Below are 21,148 nucleotides of genomic sequence, written 5' to 3' on the forward strand. Positions count from 1 at the left end.
ATCACTCAACGATCGCGGGCCGCACCGACAGAAACAGAATCGGGCAAAGAAAAACTCCCGGCCAGAGATCTGACCGGGAGAGAGACGCTGTGCGCGAGGGGGGAGTTGAACCCCCACGCCCTTTCGGGCACACGGACCTGAACCGTGCGCGTCTGCCTATTCCGCCACCCGCGCGCATGGTCACGAGCTGCTCTCCGTGACCGAGAAGAACGTTAGCACGACCTGCGGCAGACTCTGACATTGCGGGTTCGGTCGAACCTCCCGATACGATCGATCGTCGTACCCGGTGTGCCCACCACACCGGAGGGCGCGGCGTACGGCGAGCCTGTTGGAGGCGCCGGACGGCAAGCACGATCGTTGGCTCCAGCCGGCGACCGACGAGTGGAGGAGGACGCGTGCGACCGCTGCAGCGCTTCGAGCGGCGCCTGGAGGGCATCGTGAGTGGTGTCTTCGCGCGCGCGTTCAAGGGTGACGTGGAGCCGATCGAACTCGCCGCCGCCCTCAAGCGTGAGATCGACAACACCGCCCGGATCCTGTCCCGGGACCGCCGGCTGGTGCCGAACCACTTCACCATCGAGCTCGGCCCGGACGACTTCGAGCGGCTCAACGCCTACGGCCGGACGCTCAACCACGAGCTGGCCAACGAGCTGCGCGACCACGCCGACATCCAGCGGTACACGTTCTCCGGGCCGGTGGAGATCGAGCTGACCCAGCAGGACGACCTGCCGACCGGGAAGTTCCGGGTGGTCAGTGCGACCATCGGCAAGCCGCAACGTCCCCGGCCGCAACCCCCGCAGCCATACATCCCCGATCCGAACGAGGGCCAGACCGTGATGCAGAGCGCCCCGGTCCCGCCGCCGCCCGCGCAGCCGATCCGCCAGGGGCACCCCCAGGTGATGCTCGAGGTGAACGGCCGCCGCCGCCCGATCAACCCGCCCGGGGTGGTGCTCGGCCGCGGCACCGACGCGGACATCCAGATCAACGATCCGGGCGTCTCCCGGCGGCATGCGGAGATCCGGTTGATGCCCGAGGGTCCCGGAGGTGTCAGGGTGGTCCTCGTCGACCTCGGCTCGACCAACGGCACGCTGGTCAACGGCCGCCGGGCCGCCGAGGCCGAACTGACCGACGGATCTACGGTAAGGATCGGGAACACCACCATGACGCTGCGCCTCGCGGACGAGCCGATCGCCCAGCCGCCGAGCAGCGGGTGGTGACCGAACTTCCATGTCGGAACTCACGCTGACCCTGATCAAACTGGGGTTCCTGGCCCTGTTGTGGATGTTCGTGCTCGCCGTCTTGTCGGTGATCCGGTCGGACCTGTTCGGCGCCAAGGTGGACGCCCGCGCGGTCGCCGCGCCGGCCGCCGCGCCGGGCCGGACGCCGAAGGCCGCCAAGCCGGTGAAGAAGCGCAAGGGCCTGCCCGGCTCGGTCACCATCGCGGACGGCCCGCAGGCCGGCGTCGGCGCCACCCTGGTCTCCGAGCCGGTCGTGATCGGCCGCGGCTCGGACTGCCAGATCCGCCTCGACGACGACTACTCCTCGACCCGGCACGCCCGGGTCTTCCAGTCCGAGGGCGAGTGGTGGGTCGAGGACCTCGGCTCCACCAACGGCACCTATCTGGACGGACAGCGGGTGACCCGGCCGGTTCCGGCCGAGATCGGCGGTTCGATCCGGATCGGCCGTACGACGCTGAACATCGCGAAGTAGGCCCGTCCATGACCCTGTCGCTCGACTACGCCGCACTGTCCGACGTCGGACGGGTGCGCCGCAACAACGAGGATTCGGCGTACGCCGGTCCGCATCTGCTCCTGCTCGCCGACGGGATGGGCGGCGCCGCGGCCGGTGAGGTGGCCAGCGCGGCCGCCGTCCAGGTGATCCGTCGCCTGGACACCTCGAACATCGCCGGCCCGGACATGATGGAAGCGCTCGCGGGCGCCGTCCACCGGGCCAACGAGAAGCTCTCCGAGCTGGTCGAGGAGGACCCGGAACGCGAGGGGATGGGCTCCACCGTGACCGCCCTGCTCTTCGACGGCGAGCACCTCGGGCTGGCCCACCTCGGCGACTCCCGGGCCTACCGGCTGCGCGACGGACTGCTCTACCAGCTCAGCCACGACCACACGTTCGTGCAGTCGCTGGTGGACGAGGGCCGGATCTCCAAGGAAGAGGCCTTCACCCACCCGCACCGGAACCTGATCCTGCGCGTCCTGGACGGCCGGCCGGACTCCGATCCGGACCTGGAGATGCTCGACGTCCAGGCCGGCGACCGGCTGCTGCTCTGCAGTGACGGGCTGCCGGACTACGTCAGCGACCAGGTGATCGCGACCTCGCTGGCCGACGGTACGCCGGACTCGGTCGTGGTCGAGCTGATCACGCACGCGCTCGAAGCGGGCTCCAACGACAACATCACCTGCATCGTCGCGGACGTGGTCGAGACGGCACCGGCCAGCGGTGACCGGCCGCAGCTCGTCGGGGCGGCAGCCGAGCTTGCTCAGGGCGGTACCGGACGTGGCGAGCCGACCATCGCCGTACGGGGGCATGGCGAAGGCGAAGGCGGTGGCGCAGGTCTCGATCCCGAGGAGCTGCGGTACGCACCGAGGCCGCCCAAGCGCTTCCTCTGGTTACGCCGGCTCGCCGTGCTCGCCGTAGTGCTGGCACTCATCGGTGGTGGCGGCTGGTTCGCCTACAGCTGGACCCAGAAGCAGTACTACGTGGGCACCGACGGCGATTTCGTGGCCATCTTCAAGGGTGTGGACCAGGAGTTCCCCGGGCTCACGCTGTCCCGCGTCTACGAGAAGCAGTCGCTGCAGGTGGACAAGCTCCCGACGTACAGCCGCCAGCAGGTGGAAGGCACCATCCAGGCAGACGACCTGGCCGGGGCCCGGACCATCGTGACCGAGCTGCAGCGGACGGCTGACGAGTGCGCGGCCAAGGCGACGCCGAAGCCGACCACCAAGCCCACCACGTCGCCGTCGGGCAAGCCGGCGCCGACCCCGCCGAAGACGACTCCGGTCGCCAAGTCCCCGAGCACCACGCCCTCCACGCCGTCCAACGGCGCCAACCCCGACGACTGCGACGGGGTCCGATGAGCATCGCCTCCACCTCGGTCATCCAGATCATGCCCCGCACCCGGCGCGGGGTGGAGCTGATGCTGCTGATCATCGCGATCGGTGTCTCGGTCGGCGCCTACGTGAACATCGGCCTCACCGTGCAGGACAAGGTGCCGGCCAGCACCGGGTACTACGCGGCGGGCATCGGCCTGCTCGCACTCATCGCCCATCTCGCGCTGCGCTACCGCGCCCCGTACGCCGACCCGGTGCTGCTCCCGTGCGCGGTGGTCCTGAACGGCCTCGGCGTCGCGATGATCCACCGGCTCGACCTGGGTCTGGAAGCGGTCGCGATCGCGAACGGCAAGACCCCGAAGTCACCGGCGGCCCCACAGCAGATCACCTGGACCGCGGTCGGCATCGTGCTGTTCCTGGTGGTCATCCTCGTGATCAGAGATCATCGCCGCCTGCAGGCGCTGACCTACACCGCCGGCCTGGCCGGTCTGCTGCTGCTCGTGCTGCCGCTGATCCCGGGTCTCGGCGTGAACATCAACGGCGCCCGGATCTGGATCCGGCTGGCCGGGATGTCCTTCCAGCCCGGTGAGTTCGCGAAGCTGTGCCTGGTCATCTTCTTCGCCGGCTACCTGGTCGTGAAACGCGACGTGCTGACCCTGGCCGGGCACCGTTTCCTCGGCCTCGACCTGCCGCGCGCCCGCGACCTCGGGCCGATCGGGATCGCCTGGCTGGTCAGCTTGGGCGTCCTGGTCTTCGAGAGCGATCTAGGGTCGTCGCTGCTGTTCTTCGGGCTGTTCCTGTTCCTGCTGTACGTGTCGACCGAGCGAGCCGGCTGGCTGATCATCGGTGGGCTGTTGTTCGTCGCAGGCGCCTTCTTCGCCTACACGGCGATCGGCCACGTGCACACCCGGATCACCGACTGGCTGGACCCGTTCTCGATCGACGGCGGCCAGATCGCGGTCGGCAAGATGGGCCAGGCCTGGGGCGGTATTCTCGGCCGCGGCCTCGGTGAGGGTCGCCCGGAGATCACCCTGTACTCGCAGAGCGACATGATCATCTCCTCCTTCGCCGAGGAGCTGGGCCTGACCGGCCTGATCGCGATCATCTTGATCTACACGCTCGTGATCGAGCGTGGCCTGCGGACCGCGCTCGGCTGCCGGGACATCTTCGGCAAGCTGGTCGCGACCGGTCTGGCGATGTCGTTCGCGCTGCAGGTGTTCGTGATCATCGGCGGTGTCACCGGCCTGATCCCGCTGACCGGTCTGGCCACGCCGTTCATGGCACTGGGCGGTACCTCGCTGGTGGCGAACTGGGCGATCGTCGCCTTGCTGCTGCGGATCAGCGATCAGGCCCGCCGGCCGCAGACCCCGGCTGCTCCCGTGTCCGACGAGACGATCGCCATGGCGGTGCAGAAGGCATGAACTCAGCAATCCGACGACTGGCCGTGGCCGCGCTCATCCTGATGCTCGCGCTGATGGCCAACTCCACCTATCTGCAGGCGTTCCAGGCCGGCGAACTCAACGGCCGCAACGACAACCGCCGGGTCCGCGACTCGCAGTTCTCGGTGAACCGCGGCCCGATCCTGGTCGGCGGTACGGCGATCGCGGTGAGCAACAAGTCCAACGACCGGTTCGTGTACCAGCGGACCTATCCGCCGAACATCGCCCAGATCTACGCCCCGGTGACCGGGTACTACTCCTACTTGTTCGGCCGCGGCGGCATCGAGCTGACCCAGAACTCCGAGCTGAACGGCTCGGACCCGTCGCTGGCCTTCCGCCGGGTGGTCGACGTGATCACCGACCGGCAGCAGCAGGGGGCGAGCGTGTCGCTGACGCTGAACTCGGCAGCCCAGGTGGCGGCGTACAAGGGACTGGCCGGGAAGAAGGGCGCGGTCGTCGCGATCGAGCCGAAGACCGGCAAGATCCTCGCGATGGTGAGCTTCCCGTCCTACGACCCGAACCAGCTGGCCTCGCACGACCTGACCAAGGTCGGCAACGCCTGGAAGACGCTGAACGCGGATCCGGACAAGCCGATGCTGAACCGCGCGATCAAGGAGGTCTACCCGCCGGGTTCGACCTTCAAGCTGGTCACCGCGGCGGCCGCGCTGTCGAGCGGCAAGTACAACCCGCAGACCCAGGTGCGGTCGCCGGCCGAGCTGGACCTGCCGCAGACCACGGTCAAGCTGCCGAACGAGAACGGCAAGAACTGTGGCGGCAGCGACAACGCCACCCTGACGGTCGCGCTGCGGAATTCCTGCAACACCGCGTTCGGCTCGATCGGCCTCGATCTCGGCGCCGACGCGCTCCGCGAGCAGGCGGAGAAGTTCGGCTTCGGCGAACGCCAGCTGCCCGAGCTGGGCGCCGCGGCCAGCCAGTTCCCGCAGGACCCGAACGCACCGCAGGTCGCACAGTCCGCGATCGGCCAGTTCGACGTCCGGGCCACCCCGCTGCAGATGGCGATGGTGTCGGCCGGGATCGCCAACGGCGGCAACGTGATGAAGCCGTATCTGGTCCAGAACGTGAAGACCGCCGACCTGAAGACGGTCTCGGAGACCAAGCCGGAGTCGCTGCACCAGGCAGTCTCCTCGGAGGTCGCGAGCCAGCTGACCCAGATGATGGTCGACGTGGTGAAGAACGGCACCGGCCGGCCGGGCCAGATCAAGGACGTCGAGGTGGCCGGCAAGACCGGTACGGCGCAGACCTCGCCGGAGAAGCCGCCGTTCGCCTGGTTCACCGCGTTCGCCCCCGCCAACGACCCGAAGATCGCGGTCGCGGTGATGATCGAGGATGCGAACGTCCCGCGCAACGACATCGCCGGCGGCGCGCTGGCGGCACCGATCGCCAAGAGTGTGATGGAAGCGGTGCTGGGCCAGTGACGACGATGAGGTACAACCAGGTGACGATGCGTCCGCAGTACCAAGGTCCCACTAGCGTGGGCCCCACGAATGAGCTTTGGCCGAGTTCGATCCGCGCAGGTTGGAAGGCAGAGGAATGACATCGCAGGCACGTCTCGTCGGCGGCCGCTACGAAGAGGGCGAACCGCTGGGTCGAGGGGGCATGGCCGACGTCCGCAGGGGCATCGACAACCGACTGGGCCGGGCGGTCGCGATCAAGCGGCTCCGGGTCGATCTGGCCAGCGACTCCACCTTCCAGGCAAGATTCCGGCGGGAGGCGCAGTCGGCCGCCTCGCTGAACCACCCGACCATCGTGTCGGTCTACGACACCGGCGAGGAGCCGGACCCGAACGGCTCGGGTATCACCATTCCGTACATCGTGATGGAGCTGGTGACCGGCAAGACGCTGCGCGACCTGATCCGTGAGGGCCGCAAGATCATGCCCGAGCGGGCCCTGGAGATCACCTCCGGCGTTCTGGAGGCGCTCGACTACAGCCACCGGGCCGGCATCGTGCACCGCGATATCAAGCCCGGCAACGTGATGCTGACCCCGCAGGGCCAGGTCAAGGTGATGGACTTCGGCATCGCCCGGGCCGTCGCGGACACGTCGTCGACGATGACCCAGACCGCCGCCGTGATCGGCACGGCGCAGTACCTGTCGCCCGAGCAGGCCCGGGGTGAGACGGTCGACGCGCGCTCCGACCTCTACTCCACCGGCTGCCTGCTGTACGAACTGCTCGTCGGCCGGCCTCCGTTCGTGGGCGAGTCGCCGGTGTCGGTGGCCTACCAGCACGTCCGGGAAGAGCCGCTGCCGCCGTCGTCGTTCGACCCGGACATCCCGCCGGAGGTCGACGCGGTCGTGCTGAAGGCGCTGACCAAGAACCGTGAGCACCGTTACCAGAGCGCATCGGAGATGCGCGCCGACATCCACCGGGTGCTGGCCGGCCAGCAGGTGACGGCACCGATGGCCGCGGTCGCCGAGACCCGGGCGATCCAGCCGACCCAGGTGGCGCCCGCGATGGCGGCGACCCAGGCGTACCGGCCGCAGCAGAACGATCTGCTGCCGCCCGGCAACGGCGACGACGAGGTCGAGGCGGCCCGGGCCCGGCGCAACCGTGGCCTGGCGTACTTCCTGCTCGGCCTGGCGATCGTGGCCGTCGCGGTCGGCGCGTACGCGATCATCACGAACGGCAACAAGGACAACAAGCCGCCGGCCACCACGCAGGTCGCTGTACCGAATGTCGCCGGCAAGCCGGTGGACGAGGCGACCGCGATCCTCGAGGCGAAGAAGCTGCAGGTGACCACGACGTCGGTCGCGAGCACCGCGGTCGCGAAGGGCTCGGTGATCGACCAGAAGCCGGGCGCGAACGCCCTGGTCGACGAGAACTCGACGGTCGCCCTGCGGATCTCCGCGGGCCCGAACACCTTCCCGGTGCCGGACGTGATCGGCAAGTCCGAGCAGGACGCCCGGGACCTGCTGGAGAATTCGGACGGGAAATTCCAGGTCGCGTCCAAGGTGAACACCGAGGACAGTGACAAGCCCAAGGGCACCGTGACCAATCTCAGCCCGGACCCGGGCGGCCAGTACGCGCCGGGGACCAAGTTCACCCTGACCGTCTCCAGCGGCAGCGTGAAGGTCGAGGTTCCCGACGTCACCACGCAGAACCAGGACGACGCGACCAACACCCTCAAGGGTCTCGGCCTGGCGGTCGGCTACCTGCAGGACAACTCGGACCCGAACGCGGTCGAGGGCACCGTCGTCAAGCAGAACATCAAGGGCGGCACGAAGGTTGCCAAGGGCACCAAGGTGGTGCTGACCATCGCGACCGCGCCGGACGAGCCGAGCGAAACACCGTCCAGCACCCCGACCAACTCCGAGACGCCGATCATCCCCGGCACCGGCGGCGGACCGGCGGGGCACCTGCCCGAACAGCACTGAGCACAGCGAAAGGGCCGCGGAATTTCCGCGGTCCTTTCTGTTTGTTCAGCTGACGACGGGTGCCATGCCTGCCGAGCGCGCCACCGCGCCGGTGTCGCCGCAGATCGCCAGCCAGTTGGCCAGCATCCGGTGACCGCCTTCGGTCAGCACCGACTCGGGGTGGAACTGAACGCCTTCGACCGGCAGGTCACGGTGCCGCGCCGCCATGATCACGCCGGCCTCGGTCCGGGCCGTCACCTGCAGCTCGTCGGGCACGCTGTCCTGCGCGATCGCCAGTGAGTGGTACCTGGTCGCGGTGAACGGCGACGGCAGTCCGGACAGCACCCCGGCGCCTTCATGGAAGACCAGGCTGGTCTTGCCGTGCAGCAACTCGTCCGCCCGGCCAACCACTCCGCCGTACGCGACGCCGATCGCCTGCAGACCCAGGCAGACCCCGAAGATCGGGACCTCGCCGCCCTTCTCCCGGACGATGTCGACGCACGCGCCGGCTTCCTCCGGCGTCCCCGGACCGGGCGACAGCAGGACACCGTCGTACGCCGTGACGTCGTCCGGGGTTACCTCGTCGTTGCGCAGCACGGTGGTGTCGGCCTGCAACTGCTGCAGGTACTGAACCAGGTTGTAGACGAAGGAGTCGTAGTTGTCGACGACAAGGATCCGGGGCATGCGGACCATTCTGACAGGCGCTCGGGAAGGCCGCTCGGTCTAGCGACCGCTGCCGGTGATCGACGGGCTGGCCGACGGGGTCTTCTCGAAGCCCGGCACCGTCGCGCTCTGCAGATCCAGGGTGCCCTCGTACGCCGGCATGGAGATCGACGACTGGTTCTTCACCTGATACCCGAGCTGGAACTTCACCACGTAGTCCTGCAGGTTGTCGATGTACTGCGAATCGTCCAGCGCCTTCTGCAGCTTGCGGCGATCACCGATCGCGGTGATCACGTACGGCGGCAGGTAGGGCACCCCGTGCAGGACGACCGAGTTGCCGACGCACTTGATCCCGGTGGTCGAGATGACCCGGTGGTTCTGGATCGAGATGGCGTCGGCGCCGCCCGCCCAGAGCGCGTTCACCACCGCCTGGATGTCCTGCTGGTGGATCACCAGCCAGTCGGCGTCGACGTCCGGGTTGTCCTTCACGACCTGCGACGGCGCGTCCTTGAGCGTGACGGTCAGCCCCGGGCCGGTGACCGGCACCGTCCCGACCTGCTCGGACAGGTCCTTCAGCTGCTTGGCCAGCTTCGGCGCGATCGAGCCCTGCTGGGCCTGCAGCTTCTCGATGTCCTGGGTCAGCGCGGCGTGCTGGCGGGTCAGGGCCGCGCTGCGGCGACTCTGTTCCTCCACGAGGCCCGCGAGCGTAGTGTTGCGGCTAGGGCGCAGGTCGGTGCCACGCGCGTTGGTGGCACTGGTCGCGAACAGCAGACCGGCGCACAGCAGCGCCACTGGCGCGAGAATGCGCCAGAGCGAAAAACGCCGCAGCCTGCTCACCCGTGAACCCCTTGCTCCCGTCTGCACTACGCTAACCGAGGCCAGACCCAGTGGTGTGGCTGGTGCCGGCCTCGCGAACCGAGGCGACACCACTCACCTTAGTGTCCGCTACAAGGAGTCGAATCCGTGCCCGAGTCGAGCAGTCGCAAAACCAAGAAGTCGTCCGCCGAGAAGGTGAAGGTGGAGAAGACCCCGAAGAAGCCACGCACCACCAGCCGCGTCTGGGTGGCGCCGCTGATGCTCGGTTGCTGGCTGCTCGGACTCGCCTGGCTGGTCGTCTTCTACGTAGCCGGCCAGGACATCCCGGTGATGAAGGACCTGAACAACTGGAACCTGCTGATCGGGATGGGCCTGATCGCCTGCGGTTTCGTCGTCTCCACCCAGTGGATCTGACGCCCCCTTCCAGAACTTCAGTACTCCGCACAACCTTCTGTGCTGCTGATGAAACTTCAGCACTCCGTACGACGTACCTCGGGCCTCAGCCGGCGATCGGGCGCAACCGGCTCAGGTCCGAGGTCTGTTGCTGTGTGGTTGCAGTGGCGTGAATTACACCGCTGAAGTTATCCACATCGGTATCCCCAGCTGTGCACAGCTTTTCCCCGCGTTGTCCCCAGGTTGTCCCCGGCTTTCGGCCGGCTCCGGCGGGAAATCGCCGAAATCTGTGGATGAAAGAGGTTTGGCCCCCAAGTTATCCACAACTGGGGAGAAGCTTTCCGAGCCGCTCGGCGAAGTCCTGGGGGAACTCGTGCGCCAGCCCCGGCACCCGCTCGATCTCCAGGCCGAAGGCGGTCAACTGCTCGCCCGCGTTGTCCACAACCTCCAACAGGTCGTCGTCCTCGCCGATCAGCACCGCAGCCGGCTGCAGCTTGTTCCGCGCCTCGCCCGGCAACTCCCGTAGCGCCGGCCCGACCACGATCACACCCGCTGCCCGCGTCGGCTCTCCCGTCAACGCCCAGTCGAGCGCCGCCCGTCCGCCGGCCGAGAACCCGGCCGCGATCAGCGGCAGCCCTCGCAGCTCTTCCGGCAACTCGTCGAGCGCCCGCGCGATGTCCTCCACCGCCCGCTCCCGCTCCGGCCAGGTCCGGTACGTCGGCGTCATCCGCTGCGAGGACTCCACACAAACCAGCGCATAACCCAGTTCCAACACCCCACCCCAATCCATCGCAGCCCGCTCCGCCCCTTGCCCCGCCCCATGCAACGCCACCACAACACCCACAGACTTCTTCGGAAGCTGGATGAGGGCGGGGCGTGGATCCGGGGTTCTGCGGCTCGCTGAAAGGGCGACGAGTTCCTGGAATTCCGGTAGTGACTGGAGGTCGGCTAGGTCGTCGTCGGTGAGGATTGACGGGGCCCACCAGGCTCCCGCGTCGCTGGCGGCGCGTAGTACCTGGAGAGCGGCCGTTGGTTCGCCGAGGGAGCCGTGCAGGCACGCCGCCAGGTGGGCGAGGTCGGCCGACCACGGCTCGAACGCGGGATCCGGCGCGGCGAGCAGCTCGAGCGCCTCGCGTTGCCTGCCCTCGGCATACAGGGTCTCGACGCGGTCGGTCAGGTCATCGAAGCGCTGCTGCGGAGTGTCCATGGGGCAGATCGTTCCAGACTTGACGCGTATACGCAGGGATATATGTAGACATCTACGTAGTGGTGTGCGTATAGTTCTGCGTAGGAGGAGAGAGCATGCCGAACAAGACGATCTATGTTTCCGACGACGACCTGGCCCTCTACAAGCGGGCCCAGGAACTCGCCGGGAATCTGTCCCAAGCGATCTCGACCGCGCTCCGGCGCTATGTCGAGATGGAGGAAGGCCGGCTCGAGGGCTTCGACGAGATCACCGTCCGGGTCGGCCGCGGAGCCGGCCGCAAGCAGCGGTTCTCCGGCGTCCTGATCGCCGAGGGCGGCCGGTCCAACAAAGACGGCTACGAGGCGTTCAAGGTCTATCGCAGCCGGACCGGGAAGTTCGTCCTGCACGCCGACCGGAGCAACCAGTACACGACCCTCCACACCGTCAACGGGGAGGAGCAGAACTTCACCGGCTGGCGGAGCTGGATCGGCAGCTTCAGCAGCAACCAGTCCTGGAGCATGGCGCAAGGCGAGTCGACCCTGAACATCGTCGACACGGTCGAGGAACTGCGCGACCTGATCCCGAGCGACCTCTACGCCCTCGTCGAGGAAGCCGCCGATCAGCCCGCGGTCGAAGACCTCGACATCTGATCATCCCCAGCTGACCAACTGAATACCTGATCCACCGAGCGGCGACCCGACCTGGTCGGCCGGCTGGATCAGCACGCCTCTCTTCCACACCCCTTCAGCCACCAGGCCAGGTTCACCCTGCCCGAAAACAAGCGAGGAAGCATGAACAGTTCATCCCTGGCGATCGACGTCGCCGGCCTGCGCAAGTCGTACGGCGACAAGCTCGTCCTCGACGGCATCGACCTGAAAGTTGCCGAGGGCACCATCTTTTCGCTGCTCGGCCCGAACGGGGCCGGAAAGACCACCGTCGTACAGATCCTGTCCACGCTGATCACCGCCGACGCCGGCGAGATCCGGGTCGCCGGACACGAACTGGCCGGCGATCCCGAAGCCGTCCGGGCCGCGATCGGCGTCACCGGCCAGTTCTCCGCGGTCGACGGTCTGCTGACCGGGGCGGAGAACCTGATCATGATGGCCGACCTCAACCATCTGGGCCGCCAGGAAGGCCGACGACGGGCCGCCGAATTGCTGGAGCAGTTCGACCTGGTCGAGGCCGGCAAGAAGCTCGCGATGACGTACTCCGGCGGCATGAAGCGCCGGCTCGATCTGGCGATGACGCTGGTCGGCAGCCCGCGGATCATCTTCCTGGACGAGCCGACGACCGGGCTCGACCCGCGCAGCCGGCACCGGATGTGGCAGTTGGTCCGCGAACTGGTCGCCGGTGGCGTCACGGTGCTGCTGACCACGCAGTACCTGGACGAGGCCGACGAGCTCGCCGACCAGATCGCCGTACTGGACCACGGCCGGCTGGTCGCCCAGGGCACGCCGGCGGAACTGAAGCGGCTGGCTCCCGGCGGGCACATCCGGCTCCGGTTCAACGCACCCGACCAGTTCGCGCTGGCCGCCCAGGTGCTGCCGACCGGCTCGCGCGACGACGAGTCGCTGGTCCTCCAAGTACCGAACGACGGCAGCGTGCAGTCGCTGCGCAGCCTGCTGGCCCGGATCGACGACGCCTCCCTGCAGGTGGACGAGCTGACCGTGCACACCCCCGACCTGGACGACGTGTTCTTCGCCGTCACCGGTCAACCCACCAAACAGAGCACCGACGCCGAGAAAGCGATGAGCCGATGAGCTACCCGATGGCCGACACCGCCACCATGTTGCGCCGTAACCTGCGGCACGCCCAGCGCTACCCCGGCCTGTCCCTCGGCGCGCTCGGGATGCCGGTGATCATGATGCTGCTGTTCGGCCTGATCTTCGGCGACACCTTCTCGGCCGGCCTCGGCGGCGGCCGGGACTTCGACTACATCGACTTCCTCACTCCCGGCATCCTGCTGATGTCGATCGCGTCCGGAACGATGTCGCCAGCCGTCGGCGCCGCGATGGACATGAGCGAAGGCATCGTCGCCCGGTTCCGGACGATGGCGATCTTCCGCCCCGCCGTACTGACCGGCCACGTCCTCGGCAACGTCCTGATCACCATCGTCAGCCTGGCCCTGGTGATCGGCTTCGCCATCCTGATCGGCTTCCGCCCGAACGCAACAGTCGGCGAGTGGTTCCTCGCAGCGGGCCTGCTGATCGCAGTCACCGTCGCCCTCACCTGGTTCGCGATCGCCCTGGGCCTGACCAGCAAGACCGCCGAAGGCGCCAGCAACATCGTCCTCCCCATCAGCCTCCTGCTGCCCTTCCTCAGCAACACCTTCATCCCCTTGGAGTCGATGCCGAGCGGCATCCGCTGGTTCGCCGAGTACCAGCCCTTCACCGCGATCATCGACACCCTCCGCCACCTCCTCCTCGGAGCCCCCACAGACCCCGGCACCGGCTGGCTGTCCCTCGCCTGGTGCGCCGCCATCGCCTTGGTCGGCTACCTCTGGTCCCAAAAGAGCTACAACAAAGGCACCGCGGCATAGTTCCTGAACTCTTGAATCTCCGGGAGAGGGGCCGCCTCGGCGGGAGGCCGAGACGTGGGGGTGTTGGCAGAGTTGCGCGAGGGTGGGACGGCGGCAGAGCGGGCTGTCGGTGCGCACGATGCCGCGGTGCCGGCTCACTCGGCCTGTCGACGCTGTCCGCCGCGATCTCCGATTCGCTACCACGCGACCAGGCTGGGATGGGCGCCGGATTGCAGGCCGCAACCCGTGAGTTCGGCAGCGCACTCGGAGTCGCGGTGATCGGGACCGTGCTCACTGCTCGGTTCGTCAACGAACTGTCGATCGGGCTCCGCGGCGAGCACACCGTCGCGCAGGCACTCGCCGTCGAGCCCGGTTCCGCTCACCAGATCCTCGCGGCGTTCGTCGCGGGTGCGGACGAGGGACTGCGGGTGGTCGGCATCGCCGTACTGGTGATCGGCTGTCTGGTCACCGCGCAGTCGCTGCTGGTTCGGCGAAGCCGGTGAGCGACGGGGCACCGAGCTGGTTGGCGCGGGTCCGGATGTGGGCCGGGGTGAGCAGGTCGCAGTCGGTGTTGGTGATCGGCTCGCCCGCCGTCACGCGGAGCGGGATCACGCCGGTCCAGTAGGGAAGGTCCAGGTCCTCGGGCTCGTCGTTCGCCTCGCCGCTGCGGGTCTTCAGTGAAGCCTCGGTCAGCGAGAGCGCGAGGACGGAGGTCTTGGCGAGCTCCTTGCGGTTCGGCGGACGGGTGGCGTGCGAGCGGCCGGGGACCAGATGGTCGACGATCACGTTCAGGCCGTGCAGCTTCTCGTCGGGGTCCGTGACGAGCCGCGGTACGCCGAAGATCACCGCCGACCGGTAGTTCACCGAGTGATGGAACGCCGACCGGGCCAGCACCAGGCCGTCGGCGTGGGTGACCGTCACGCAGATCGTCTGCTCGGGCGCAGCCACCACACTCCGGGCGGCCACCGAGCCGTGCAGGTAGAGGGTCCCGTCGACGCCTCGATCCAGGTCGGTCCCGTACGCCGTGGGCAGGACCAGCGGGGCGTCGCCGAGGATCACGCCGAGATGGCAGAACATGCCGTCGCGCAGTACGGCGTGGAGTTCGTCGCGGTCGGTCCCGGCGCGCTCCTTCGAGCGGCGCAGGGAGGTGCGGTCGGTCGGCTGGAGCGGCGTGGTGATGGTCATGGGGCCTCCCGGCCTGGACTGAGGAGTGGAGGGAGCGAAGCGACCGGAGGGACGAGGGAAGGGCGGGAGCTCAGCCCCATGACCCGCCGAGCCGGAGGCGAGGCCAACAACATGGTCATGGGACCAGCCTGCTGCCGGCAGTGGCATGCTGGCACGGTCCATTCCGATCCGAATCGGGTAGTCCACTTGAAGAGCTCGCTCCCCCTGGTGCTCGACCGCGGCGGCAGCGGCCCGTTGCATCTGCAGCTGGCCGAGCAGTTCCGCGCGGCGGTCCGCGACGGGCGGCTCCAAGCCGGTCATCGGCTGCCGTCCACCCGCGATCTGGCGCGCGAGTTGTCGGTGTCCCGAGCGGTCGCGCAAGCGGCGTACGACCAGCTGCACGCCGAGGGGTGGATCGAGGGCCGGGTCGGGTCGGGGACGTACGTGGCGGACGTCGTACCGCTGCAGCCGGTCGGGCGGCCGCGAGCCAGGGTGGCGCCGGCGCCGGAGGAGAAGCTGTTGTCGTTGCGGGCGGGGATCCCGTACATCGGCGGCTCGCCGGATGCGGGGTGGCGGCGGGCCTGGCGGGAGGTGTCGGCGCAGCTGCCGCCGCCCGGGTACGAGGATCCGGCCGGGCTACCCGCGTTGCGGGAGGCGTTGGCGGCGCACGTCGGCCGGGTCCGGGGGATCGCCTGCGGTCCCGAGAACGTGCTGATCACGCACGGGACGATCCACGGTCTGCGGCTGCTGCTCGCCGTACGGCATCGCCCGGGCGACCGGATCGCGATCGAGGACCCCGGCTACGTCAACGCGGTGGTCGCGGCCCGCGATCATCGGCTGGAGATCGTCGACATCGGTGTCGACGAGGACGGCCTGCTGGTCTCCGAACTCGGTGACGACCTCGCCTCGGCGTACGTGACCCCGTCCCACCAGTACCCGCTCGGCGGCCGGCTACCCGTTGCCCGGCGCAACGAGTTGATCCGCTGGGCGCGGCGGACCGGGGCACTGCTGATCGAGGACGACTACGACAGCGAGTTCCGGTACGACGTGGCGCCGCTGCCCGCACTCGCCCAGCTCGACCTCGATCGGGTGGTGCACCTGGGCACCCTCTCCAAGCTGCTCAGTCCGGCCCTGAGACTCGGCTGGCTGGTCGCGTCGACCGAGGTGATCGACACGCTCGCGGCGTACCGGGAAGAGTCGGCCGACTGGCTCGGCTGGCCGATGCAGGCGGCCTTCCTCGCGATGCTCCGCGACGGTTACCTCGACCAGGTGATCCGCCGCAACCGCCGCCTGTACGCCGAACGCCGCAACCACGCGTGCGAAGTACTCGAACCCTACGGCCGGGTCATCGGCCAGGACGCCGGCCTCCACATCACCCTTGTCCTCCCCGACTCCCTCGACGATCGCGTAGTAGCAGCTCGTGCGCGGTCAGCCGGAGTGGAGGTCGCCCCGCTCTCGGAGTACCGGCGATCGGTGCCCGGCCCACCCGGCCTGGTCATCGGCTATGCGAGGCCCGGTCATGAGGAGCTGCAGACGGCACTGCGGATCCTCGCCCAGGTTCTCCGCGAACTCGGCTGAAGAAGGCTCGGAGGTCTTCGACAACGAGGTCTGTTGCTTGATGCGCGGCGTAGTGGCCACCGGTGTCGTACGCGTTCCAGGAGACGATGTTGCTGTGGTCCCGCGCCGACCCCGCCGTACCGGTGAGCCAGTGGATGGACACGTGGGTGAGGAGCGTCTCCGGATCGAGTCCACCCATCACCTGGCTGTTCCACGCGAGCAGGGCGAGCGGTGAGTCGTAGAGCGCGTAGGCGAGGGTCTGGAGCTGCTGTTCGTGCACATGCGCGTACGCCGCGACGGTGTGCTGGACGTCCCGTAGTCCCGCGAGCGCGGCTCGGTCGGCCGGGGTGAGGTCGCTCGGCTCTTCCTGGTCGGTAGGTGGGTAGCTCATCGATTCGCCGTCAGGCAAGGAGAACAGCTGGGTGAGGTGGATGCCGATCACCGGCGCGATCTTCGAGAGTTCGACGGTGATCGGCGAACCCCAGTCGTTGCCGGCCGCGGCGTACCGGTCGTAGCCGAGACCACGCATCAATGTCGCCCACGCTCGCGCGATCCGCCGCGGCCCCCACCCCGTGGCTGAGGATCAGCGGAATCGCCCCCGGCACACCGGACCTGACGTGCAGGAAGTGCACCGTCGTCCCATCGATCGCCGCCGTGTACTGCGGATACGCATTCAACCGCGCTTCCCACGCCCGCCAGTCGTAGTCGTTCCGCCAGTACTCCACCAACTCCCGCACCCGCGCCACCGGTACGCCGTACGCTCCGCCCAACTCAGGCCCAATACGCACCCGAGCCAGCCGATCCGCCAGCTCGGCGTAGTGCCGTGCCAGGTGAGTTCAGAGAGCCACATCGTGCGGCCGGGTTCCTGACCGACTCCGGCCGGATCCCACGCGTGGTGCACGAACCAGTCGCGCCCACCCTCGTTTCGTTCGCAGCTGAGTGGCCAACTCGATTTGTCGACATATGGACCTTTCGGGTCCGAGGCGACTGCGACACCGATCCCTTGGACACCTGACGCGTCGTCTGAAGTCAGGGTTTGGATGTTGCCGAGCGGGCCGTTGCTGGCGAAGGCGTAGTAGGTGTCGGCTACGGCGACAACCTGCGGGTCTGCGAAGTTGTCGCCGTAGACGTGAAGGTCATTTCACCGCGTAGAAACGCAGGTAGTCGAAGGTGGCGACGGGTGGTGGGGTGGCGCCGGTGAAGTCGCCGTGGGCGTAGAGGCCGAGCTTCGGGGTGGCGGCGGGCGGTAGGACCCACGAGGCGCCCCAGGTCCAGTTGGTGCCGTCGGTGCTGGTGGCGGCGCGGTAGACGTGTTCGCCTGCTGCGTTGCGGTGGTAGGCGAGCCGCATCCACAGGGTGGGTGCCTGGCGGCCGATGGCGGCGCCGCCGTAGCTGGTCGCACCGTCCGAAGCCCGCGCCACCAACTCGCGGCCGAACTCGGTCTGCCGCGTCTTCCAGATCGACACGTCGCCGAGCCGGGCGAAGTCGTCGTCGTTCAGATACGCGATCATCCCGGCCTGCTGGTAGTTCCGTACGTCGCCCTCGCCGAGATCCAGGTGCAGCTTCGTCTCCGCGATCCAGCTGTCCCCAGCCGGCGTCTCGTGGAACAACAACCCAGCGTTGTTCCCCGACCCGACCATGTCCGCGTTCTCCAACGGCCAAGACAACTTGCCATCAGCAACAACAGCCTTGTCGTCCTGCCGCACCCAACTCCACTGAGCCCCCAGCGCGGAGTCGAACTCGTCAGCGCTCAACAGCTTCCCGACCTCCGGGACTGCGGCCAGCCGGCGAACCGGATTCGCCACAGCCCGCACCGTCAGGTTGTCCACCTCCGCCGACCCCAGCCACCTCACCGGCGCCGACCGGAGCTTCAACCCCGGTACGACGAGCTGAGCCTCGGCATACAAGTCGCCAAGACCTGCATCGTTCACCCGAACAGTCACCGTGTTGCCGAGCACCTGCACACTCAGCTTGTTCCACTGCGCCCGGTCGAAGTCAGCCGGAAGCACTGCACTCGCACTACGACCTCCTGCAACCACAGTGATCTTGCTGCTGCTCACAGTCGCAACCACAGAGCCGCCGAGCACAGTGGTGAAGCTGTCGCCCAGTCGCACGTCAGCCTCGACGCGCACCGATCCACCCGGCGCAGCCTGGCGAGTAGCAGCTGCACCACTGATCGCTGCGGTAGGCCCACCAAGCGAGTCACCAGCTCGCCTGGTCGCACCCCAGAGTCCGCCCGCGGGATCGACCGAGTTGATCCCCGCTCCCGATCCCGTGACCGGAGCCGGCTGAGGCGTGTCCGACGGCCCGGCTCCGGCGCGCGCTCGTGGCCAGCCGTCGATCCAGTCGATGTCGTCGATCAGCATCGGCCGCCGGTTGATCCCGAACGGGTCGGTCAGCCACGGCATCCCGCGGTCGATCGCGTGGTAGACGATGTGGTCCTGCCCGGCTGCGTCGGTGATCAACGCGTGGTGCCCGGGACCGATCCACTTGTTCCCGTTCTGGGTGATGACGGTCGTCCCGCCGACCCGCGACTCGTTCATCGAGGCACCGGTCGCATCCAGGAACGGTCCGCGCGGGGATCGCGAGCGACCGGCGAAGACGGTGTAGCCGGTGGTCGGACCGGCGCAGCAGTTCGAGGTCGAGCCCATCAGGTAGTACCAGCCGTCGCGAAACACGGCGTACGAGCCTTCGTAGCGGTCGCCGACGGTCACCTGGGTCGGCGTACCGACCGAATGCAGGCCGTCCGGGGAGAGTTCAGTGACGGAGATGCCGCCGTAGAAGCCGCCGCTGTAGAGGTACCGCTTGCCGTCGGCCGCCGTCAGCAGCGCGGGGTCGATCGTGCCGAAGTAGCCGCCGTTACCGTCCGGCTTCGGCGCGACCACGGGCGCATCGGTGGAGGTCCAAGGGCCCGAAGGAGTCGGTGCGGTGGCCACGCCGATCGCGTTGTCGGAGCCTGGGTTGGCGAGCGTGTCGGTGACGGTGAAGTACATGACGTACCTACCACCGAAGTACCGGATGTCCGGCGCCCAGAAGAACGAGCCGGGCGCGGCCCACGCCGGCTTGGTCGCGTCGCTGAAGACCGTGCCGAGGTATTCCCAGGAGCTGAGGTCCTTCGTCCTCGCCATGTGCATCAGCCCGAAGGGGCCATTGGCAACGAGTGGGTCCGAGGTGGCGTACGCGTACCAGTAGCCGTCGCGGCCCTGGATGATCGACGGATCCGCGAACGTGTCGGCGAAGGACGACGAGATCGGGTTGACGGTGGTGACCGGGCTTGGCGGCGCGGCGACAGCCGCCGTAGTACCGGCGGTGATCGCTGCGACAGCGAGGGCTGCGGCGAGGAGACGTCTGGGAGGCACTGGCGGGTTCCTCTCTGAAGTGGTTGTCAGCTGATCGGCGCGAACCTGATCAGGTGCCACGAGGCCGGCGGCAACGTGGCGGTACAGATGCCATCGGCAACTGTCGTGTCAGCGATGCGGCGCGGAATCACCCGATCGGGCTCGTCGGCAGTGTTCACGGCTCCGCGATCGTCGTCGTACAGAGCGAGGTGCTCCACGAGCTGATGCCCGGCAAACACCGGTACTTCGAAGTCCACTGTCTCGCTCTCACTCCGGTTGACCACGAAGACCGCCAGCTCGCCGGTCGATTCCTCGTACGTCGCGGTGCTCCAGAGCGCCGCGATGCGTCCGTACTGCGCGGTCTCCACCTCGGGCCCGGACACCTCGGTCCGCAGTACCGTCGACCCGGCGTACTTCGCGGTCAGCGCGAACGGGTGGAAGATCGTCTGCCGCCACGCCCGTCCGTCGGGCTCGGTCCGGATCGGGGCGATCACGTTCACCAACTGAGCCAGGCAGGCGATCTTGACCCGATCGGCGTGCCGGAGCAGCGTGATCAGCAGGCTGCCGACCACCACCGCATCGTCGACCGTGTAGACGTCCTCGATCAGCGGGCTCACTTCCCGTACTTCGAGGCCGAGCTCGCCGGGGAACTCCTGCTGCCGCCAGACATTCCACTCGTCGAACGACAAGGTGATCTCCTTGTCGCTGCGCTTGAGAGCCTTCACGTGATCGGCGGTCGCGACGACCGAGTCGATGAACCGGTCCATCCCCTCGGCGCTGCCCAGGAAGCTCGCCTGGTCAGCCTCCCCCTCCCCTTGCTTTCCTTCCTTCCCTTGCTTTTTCGGCTCGTAGTACGCGTGCAGTGAAATGTGGTCGACGAGGTCGTAGGTGCGCTCGAGGACTATGCGTTCCCAGTCGCCGAAGGTCGGCATGGCGGCGTTGCTCGAACCGCAGGCGACGAGTTCGATGCCCGGGTCGACCCGGCGCATCGCGTTCGCGGTCTCCTCGGCAAGACGTGCGTACTCCGACGCGGTCTTGTGGCCGATCTGCCAGGGGCCGTCCATCTCGTTGCCCAGGCACCAGACCTTGATCGCGTGCGGCTCCTTGCTGCCGTTGCGGACGCGCCGGTCCGGCAGCTCGGTGCCGGCCGGCAGGTTGCAGTACTCGAGCAGCTGAACCGCTTCGGTGATCCCGCGGGTGCCGAGGTTGACCGCCCAGATCGGCTCGACGCCGGCCTTGTGCGACCAGGCGACGAACTCGTCGGTGCCGAACTGGTTGGGCTCGATCGCCCGCCAGGCCAGGTCGAGCCGGCGCGGCCGCCCGTCCTTCGGGCCGACACCGTCCTCCCACTGGTAGTTGGAGACGAAGTTGCCGCCGGGGTAGCGGATCGCGGTGACGCCCAGCTCGCGGACCAGTTCCAGCACGTCCTCGCGGAACCCGTCCGGATCCGCGGCGGCGTGCCCCGGTTCGTAGATGCCGGTGTAGACACAGCGCCCCATGTGCTCGACGAACGAGCCGAACAGACGCCGGTCGACCTCGCCCACCACGAACGCGCGATCCACCGCAAGACGAGCCACAAAGTCCTCCTGGACGCTGTTTACAACGATTAACCTGGAGTTTTGCAACGATTGACATCTCCTGTA

At 68.1% G+C, this 21,148-nt stretch carries 19 protein-coding genes, 1 tRNA gene and 1 pseudogene; 12 read left to right on the top strand and 9 right to left on the bottom strand.

Annotation, left to right across the window (positions count from 1 at the left end):
* Nucleotides 1-90 precede the first annotated feature (90 nt).
* Nucleotides 91-174: transfer RNA gene (locus ABZ004_RS35505), tRNA-Leu, on the bottom strand.
* Between the two features lie 221 nt (nt 175-395).
* On the opposite strand from ABZ004_RS35505, the gene ABZ004_RS35510 reads away from it, so the two are divergent.
* The 6 genes from ABZ004_RS35510 (at nt 396) to pknB (ending at nt 7,891) form a co-directional block, all read left to right on the top strand.
* Nucleotides 396-1,214, top strand: coding sequence for a DUF3662 and FHA domain-containing protein (locus tag ABZ004_RS35510; protein WP_355685952.1), 819 nt, complete (start codon nt 396-398; stop codon nt 1,212-1,214).
* Between the two features lie 10 nt (nt 1,215-1,224).
* The gene (locus tag ABZ004_RS35515) at nt 1,225-1,707 is read left to right on the top strand and encodes an FHA domain-containing protein (RefSeq protein ID WP_355685953.1); all 483 of its coding nucleotides are present in this window, start codon (nt 1,225-1,227) and stop codon (nt 1,705-1,707) included.
* A gap of 8 nt (nt 1,708-1,715) precedes the next feature.
* Nucleotides 1,716-3,086 carry a protein phosphatase 2C domain-containing protein gene (locus ABZ004_RS35520; RefSeq protein WP_355685954.1) on the top strand — a complete coding sequence of 457 codons (1,371 nt, stop codon included), beginning with the start codon at nt 1,716-1,718 and terminating at the stop codon, nt 3,084-3,086.
* Nucleotides 3,083-4,480 carry an FtsW/RodA/SpoVE family cell cycle protein gene (locus ABZ004_RS35525; protein WP_355685956.1) on the top strand — a complete coding sequence of 466 codons (1,398 nt, stop codon included), beginning with the start codon at nt 3,083-3,085 and terminating at the stop codon, nt 4,478-4,480. The genes ABZ004_RS35520 and ABZ004_RS35525 overlap by 4 nt, the downstream gene beginning before the upstream one ends.
* A complete protein-coding gene (locus ABZ004_RS35530) occupies nt 4,477-5,934 on the top strand; it encodes a penicillin-binding protein 2 (protein WP_355685958.1) in 1,458 nt (485 codons plus the stop codon). The genes ABZ004_RS35525 and ABZ004_RS35530 overlap by 4 nt, the downstream gene beginning before the upstream one ends.
* 115 nt (nt 5,935-6,049) lie before the next feature.
* A complete protein-coding gene (gene pknB, locus ABZ004_RS35535; RefSeq protein WP_355685960.1) occupies nt 6,050-7,891 on the top strand; it encodes a Stk1 family PASTA domain-containing Ser/Thr kinase in 1,842 nt (613 codons plus the stop codon).
* A gap of 45 nt (nt 7,892-7,936) precedes the next feature.
* Here pknB and ABZ004_RS35540 read toward each other — a convergent pair whose 3' ends face one another.
* Nucleotides 7,937-8,554: an aminodeoxychorismate/anthranilate synthase component II gene (locus ABZ004_RS35540; RefSeq protein ID WP_355685961.1), complete on the bottom strand. Its 618-nt coding sequence runs from the start codon at nt 8,552-8,554 to the stop codon at nt 7,937-7,939.
* A gap of 39 nt (nt 8,555-8,593) precedes the next feature.
* Nucleotides 8,594-9,370, bottom strand: a complete 777-nt coding sequence (locus ABZ004_RS35545) for a DUF881 domain-containing protein (RefSeq protein WP_355685963.1) — start codon at nt 9,368-9,370, stop codon at nt 8,594-8,596.
* Between the two features lie 126 nt (nt 9,371-9,496).
* Here ABZ004_RS35545 and ABZ004_RS35550 point away from each other — a divergent pair, with 126 nt between their 5' ends.
* A complete protein-coding gene (locus tag ABZ004_RS35550) occupies nt 9,497-9,763 on the top strand; it encodes a cell division protein CrgA (protein ID WP_355685965.1) in 267 nt (88 codons plus the stop codon).
* A 295-nt stretch (nt 9,764-10,058) separates the two neighbouring features.
* Here ABZ004_RS35550 and ABZ004_RS35555 read toward each other — a convergent pair whose 3' ends face one another.
* Nucleotides 10,059-10,949: an alpha/beta hydrolase gene (locus ABZ004_RS35555; RefSeq protein ID WP_355685966.1), complete on the bottom strand. Its 891-nt coding sequence runs from the start codon at nt 10,947-10,949 to the stop codon at nt 10,059-10,061.
* A 95-nt stretch (nt 10,950-11,044) separates the two neighbouring features.
* Between ABZ004_RS35555 and ABZ004_RS35560 the strand changes: the two genes are divergently transcribed.
* From ABZ004_RS35560 to ABZ004_RS35575, 4 genes are all read left to right on the top strand, one after another.
* Nucleotides 11,045-11,578 (top strand): EXLDI protein, encoded by a 534-nt coding sequence (locus tag ABZ004_RS35560; protein WP_355685968.1) that lies wholly within the window; start codon nt 11,045-11,047, stop codon nt 11,576-11,578.
* Nucleotides 11,579-11,719: 141 nt separating this feature from the next.
* On the top strand, nt 11,720-12,688 hold the full coding sequence (locus ABZ004_RS35565) for an ATP-binding cassette domain-containing protein (protein ID WP_355685970.1): 969 nt from the start codon (nt 11,720-11,722) through the stop codon (nt 12,686-12,688).
* Nucleotides 12,685-13,467, top strand: a complete 783-nt coding sequence (locus ABZ004_RS35570) for an ABC transporter permease (protein ID WP_355685972.1) — start codon at nt 12,685-12,687, stop codon at nt 13,465-13,467. Before ABZ004_RS35565 ends, ABZ004_RS35570 begins: the two co-directional genes overlap by 4 nt.
* Before the next feature lie 197 nt (nt 13,468-13,664).
* Nucleotides 13,665-13,949 (top strand): hypothetical protein, encoded by a 285-nt coding sequence (locus ABZ004_RS35575; protein ID WP_355685974.1) that lies wholly within the window; start codon nt 13,665-13,667, stop codon nt 13,947-13,949.
* Here the strand turns inward: ABZ004_RS35575 and ABZ004_RS35580 are convergent.
* Nucleotides 13,912-14,631 carry a pyridoxamine 5'-phosphate oxidase family protein gene (locus ABZ004_RS35580; RefSeq protein ID WP_355685976.1) on the bottom strand — a complete coding sequence of 240 codons (720 nt, stop codon included), beginning with the start codon at nt 14,629-14,631 and terminating at the stop codon, nt 13,912-13,914. The genes ABZ004_RS35575 and ABZ004_RS35580 overlap by 38 nt on opposite strands.
* Nucleotides 14,632-14,817: 186 nt before the next feature.
* On the opposite strand from ABZ004_RS35580, the gene ABZ004_RS35585 reads away from it, so the two are divergent.
* Nucleotides 14,818-16,188 carry a PLP-dependent aminotransferase family protein gene (locus ABZ004_RS35585; protein WP_355685978.1) on the top strand — a complete coding sequence of 457 codons (1,371 nt, stop codon included), beginning with the start codon at nt 14,818-14,820 and terminating at the stop codon, nt 16,186-16,188.
* Here ABZ004_RS35585 and ABZ004_RS35590 read toward each other — a convergent pair.
* The 4 genes and pseudogenes from ABZ004_RS35590 to ABZ004_RS35605 all read right to left on the bottom strand — a co-directional run bounded on the left by ABZ004_RS35590 (nt 16,106) and on the right by ABZ004_RS35605 (nt 21,082).
* Nucleotides 16,106-16,696, bottom strand: a complete 591-nt coding sequence (locus ABZ004_RS35590; protein WP_355685980.1) for a hypothetical protein — start codon at nt 16,694-16,696, stop codon at nt 16,106-16,108. The genes ABZ004_RS35585 and ABZ004_RS35590 overlap by 83 nt on opposite strands.
* 100 nt (nt 16,697-16,796) lie before the next feature.
* Nucleotides 16,797-16,955: pseudogene (locus tag ABZ004_RS35595) on the bottom strand (epoxide hydrolase N-terminal domain-containing protein); the annotation flags it as partial.
* Between the two features lie 348 nt (nt 16,956-17,303).
* A complete protein-coding gene (locus tag ABZ004_RS35600; protein WP_355685981.1) occupies nt 17,304-19,526 on the bottom strand; it encodes a family 43 glycosylhydrolase in 2,223 nt (740 codons plus the stop codon).
* A 26-nt stretch (nt 19,527-19,552) separates the two neighbouring features.
* Nucleotides 19,553-21,082: an alpha-N-arabinofuranosidase gene (locus ABZ004_RS35605; RefSeq protein ID WP_355685983.1), complete on the bottom strand. Its 1,530-nt coding sequence runs from the start codon at nt 21,080-21,082 to the stop codon at nt 19,553-19,555.
* Between the last annotated feature and the right edge of the window lie 66 nt (nt 21,083-21,148).

It is taken from the genome of Kribbella sp. NPDC006257, assembly GCF_040613535.1.
Taxonomy (GTDB): domain Bacteria; phylum Actinomycetota; class Actinomycetes; order Propionibacteriales; family Kribbellaceae; genus Kribbella.

What these genes read in the sequence shown, in the direction of transcription:
- ABZ004_RS35590 (WP_355685980.1), bottom strand. Translation starts at nt 16,696, where the DNA reads ATGCGTGGTCTCGGCTACGACCGGTACGCCGCGGCCGGCAACGACTGG.
- pknB (WP_355685960.1), top strand. Translation starts at nt 6,050, where the DNA reads ATGACATCGCAGGCACGTCTCGTCGGCGGCCGCTACGAAGAGGGCGAA.
- ABZ004_RS35515 (WP_355685953.1), top strand. Translation starts at nt 1,225, where the DNA reads ATGTCGGAACTCACGCTGACCCTGATCAAACTGGGGTTCCTGGCCCTG.
- ABZ004_RS35580 (WP_355685976.1), bottom strand. Translation starts at nt 14,631, where the DNA reads ATGACCATCACCACGCCGCTCCAGCCGACCGACCGCACCTCCCTGCGC.
- ABZ004_RS35530 (WP_355685958.1), top strand. Translation starts at nt 4,477, where the DNA reads ATGAACTCAGCAATCCGACGACTGGCCGTGGCCGCGCTCATCCTGATG.
- ABZ004_RS35570 (WP_355685972.1), top strand. Translation starts at nt 12,685, where the DNA reads ATGAGCTACCCGATGGCCGACACCGCCACCATGTTGCGCCGTAACCTG.
- ABZ004_RS35525 (WP_355685956.1), top strand. Translation starts at nt 3,083, where the DNA reads ATGAGCATCGCCTCCACCTCGGTCATCCAGATCATGCCCCGCACCCGG.
- ABZ004_RS35520 (WP_355685954.1), top strand. Translation starts at nt 1,716, where the DNA reads ATGACCCTGTCGCTCGACTACGCCGCACTGTCCGACGTCGGACGGGTG.
- ABZ004_RS35575 (WP_355685974.1), top strand. Translation starts at nt 13,665, where the DNA reads ATGGGCGCCGGATTGCAGGCCGCAACCCGTGAGTTCGGCAGCGCACTC.
- ABZ004_RS35540 (WP_355685961.1), bottom strand. Translation starts at nt 8,554, where the DNA reads ATGCCCCGGATCCTTGTCGTCGACAACTACGACTCCTTCGTCTACAAC.
- ABZ004_RS35555 (WP_355685966.1), bottom strand. Translation starts at nt 10,949, where the DNA reads ATGGACACTCCGCAGCAGCGCTTCGATGACCTGACCGACCGCGTCGAG.
- ABZ004_RS35565 (WP_355685970.1), top strand. Translation starts at nt 11,720, where the DNA reads ATGAACAGTTCATCCCTGGCGATCGACGTCGCCGGCCTGCGCAAGTCG.
- ABZ004_RS35560 (WP_355685968.1), top strand. Translation starts at nt 11,045, where the DNA reads ATGCCGAACAAGACGATCTATGTTTCCGACGACGACCTGGCCCTCTAC.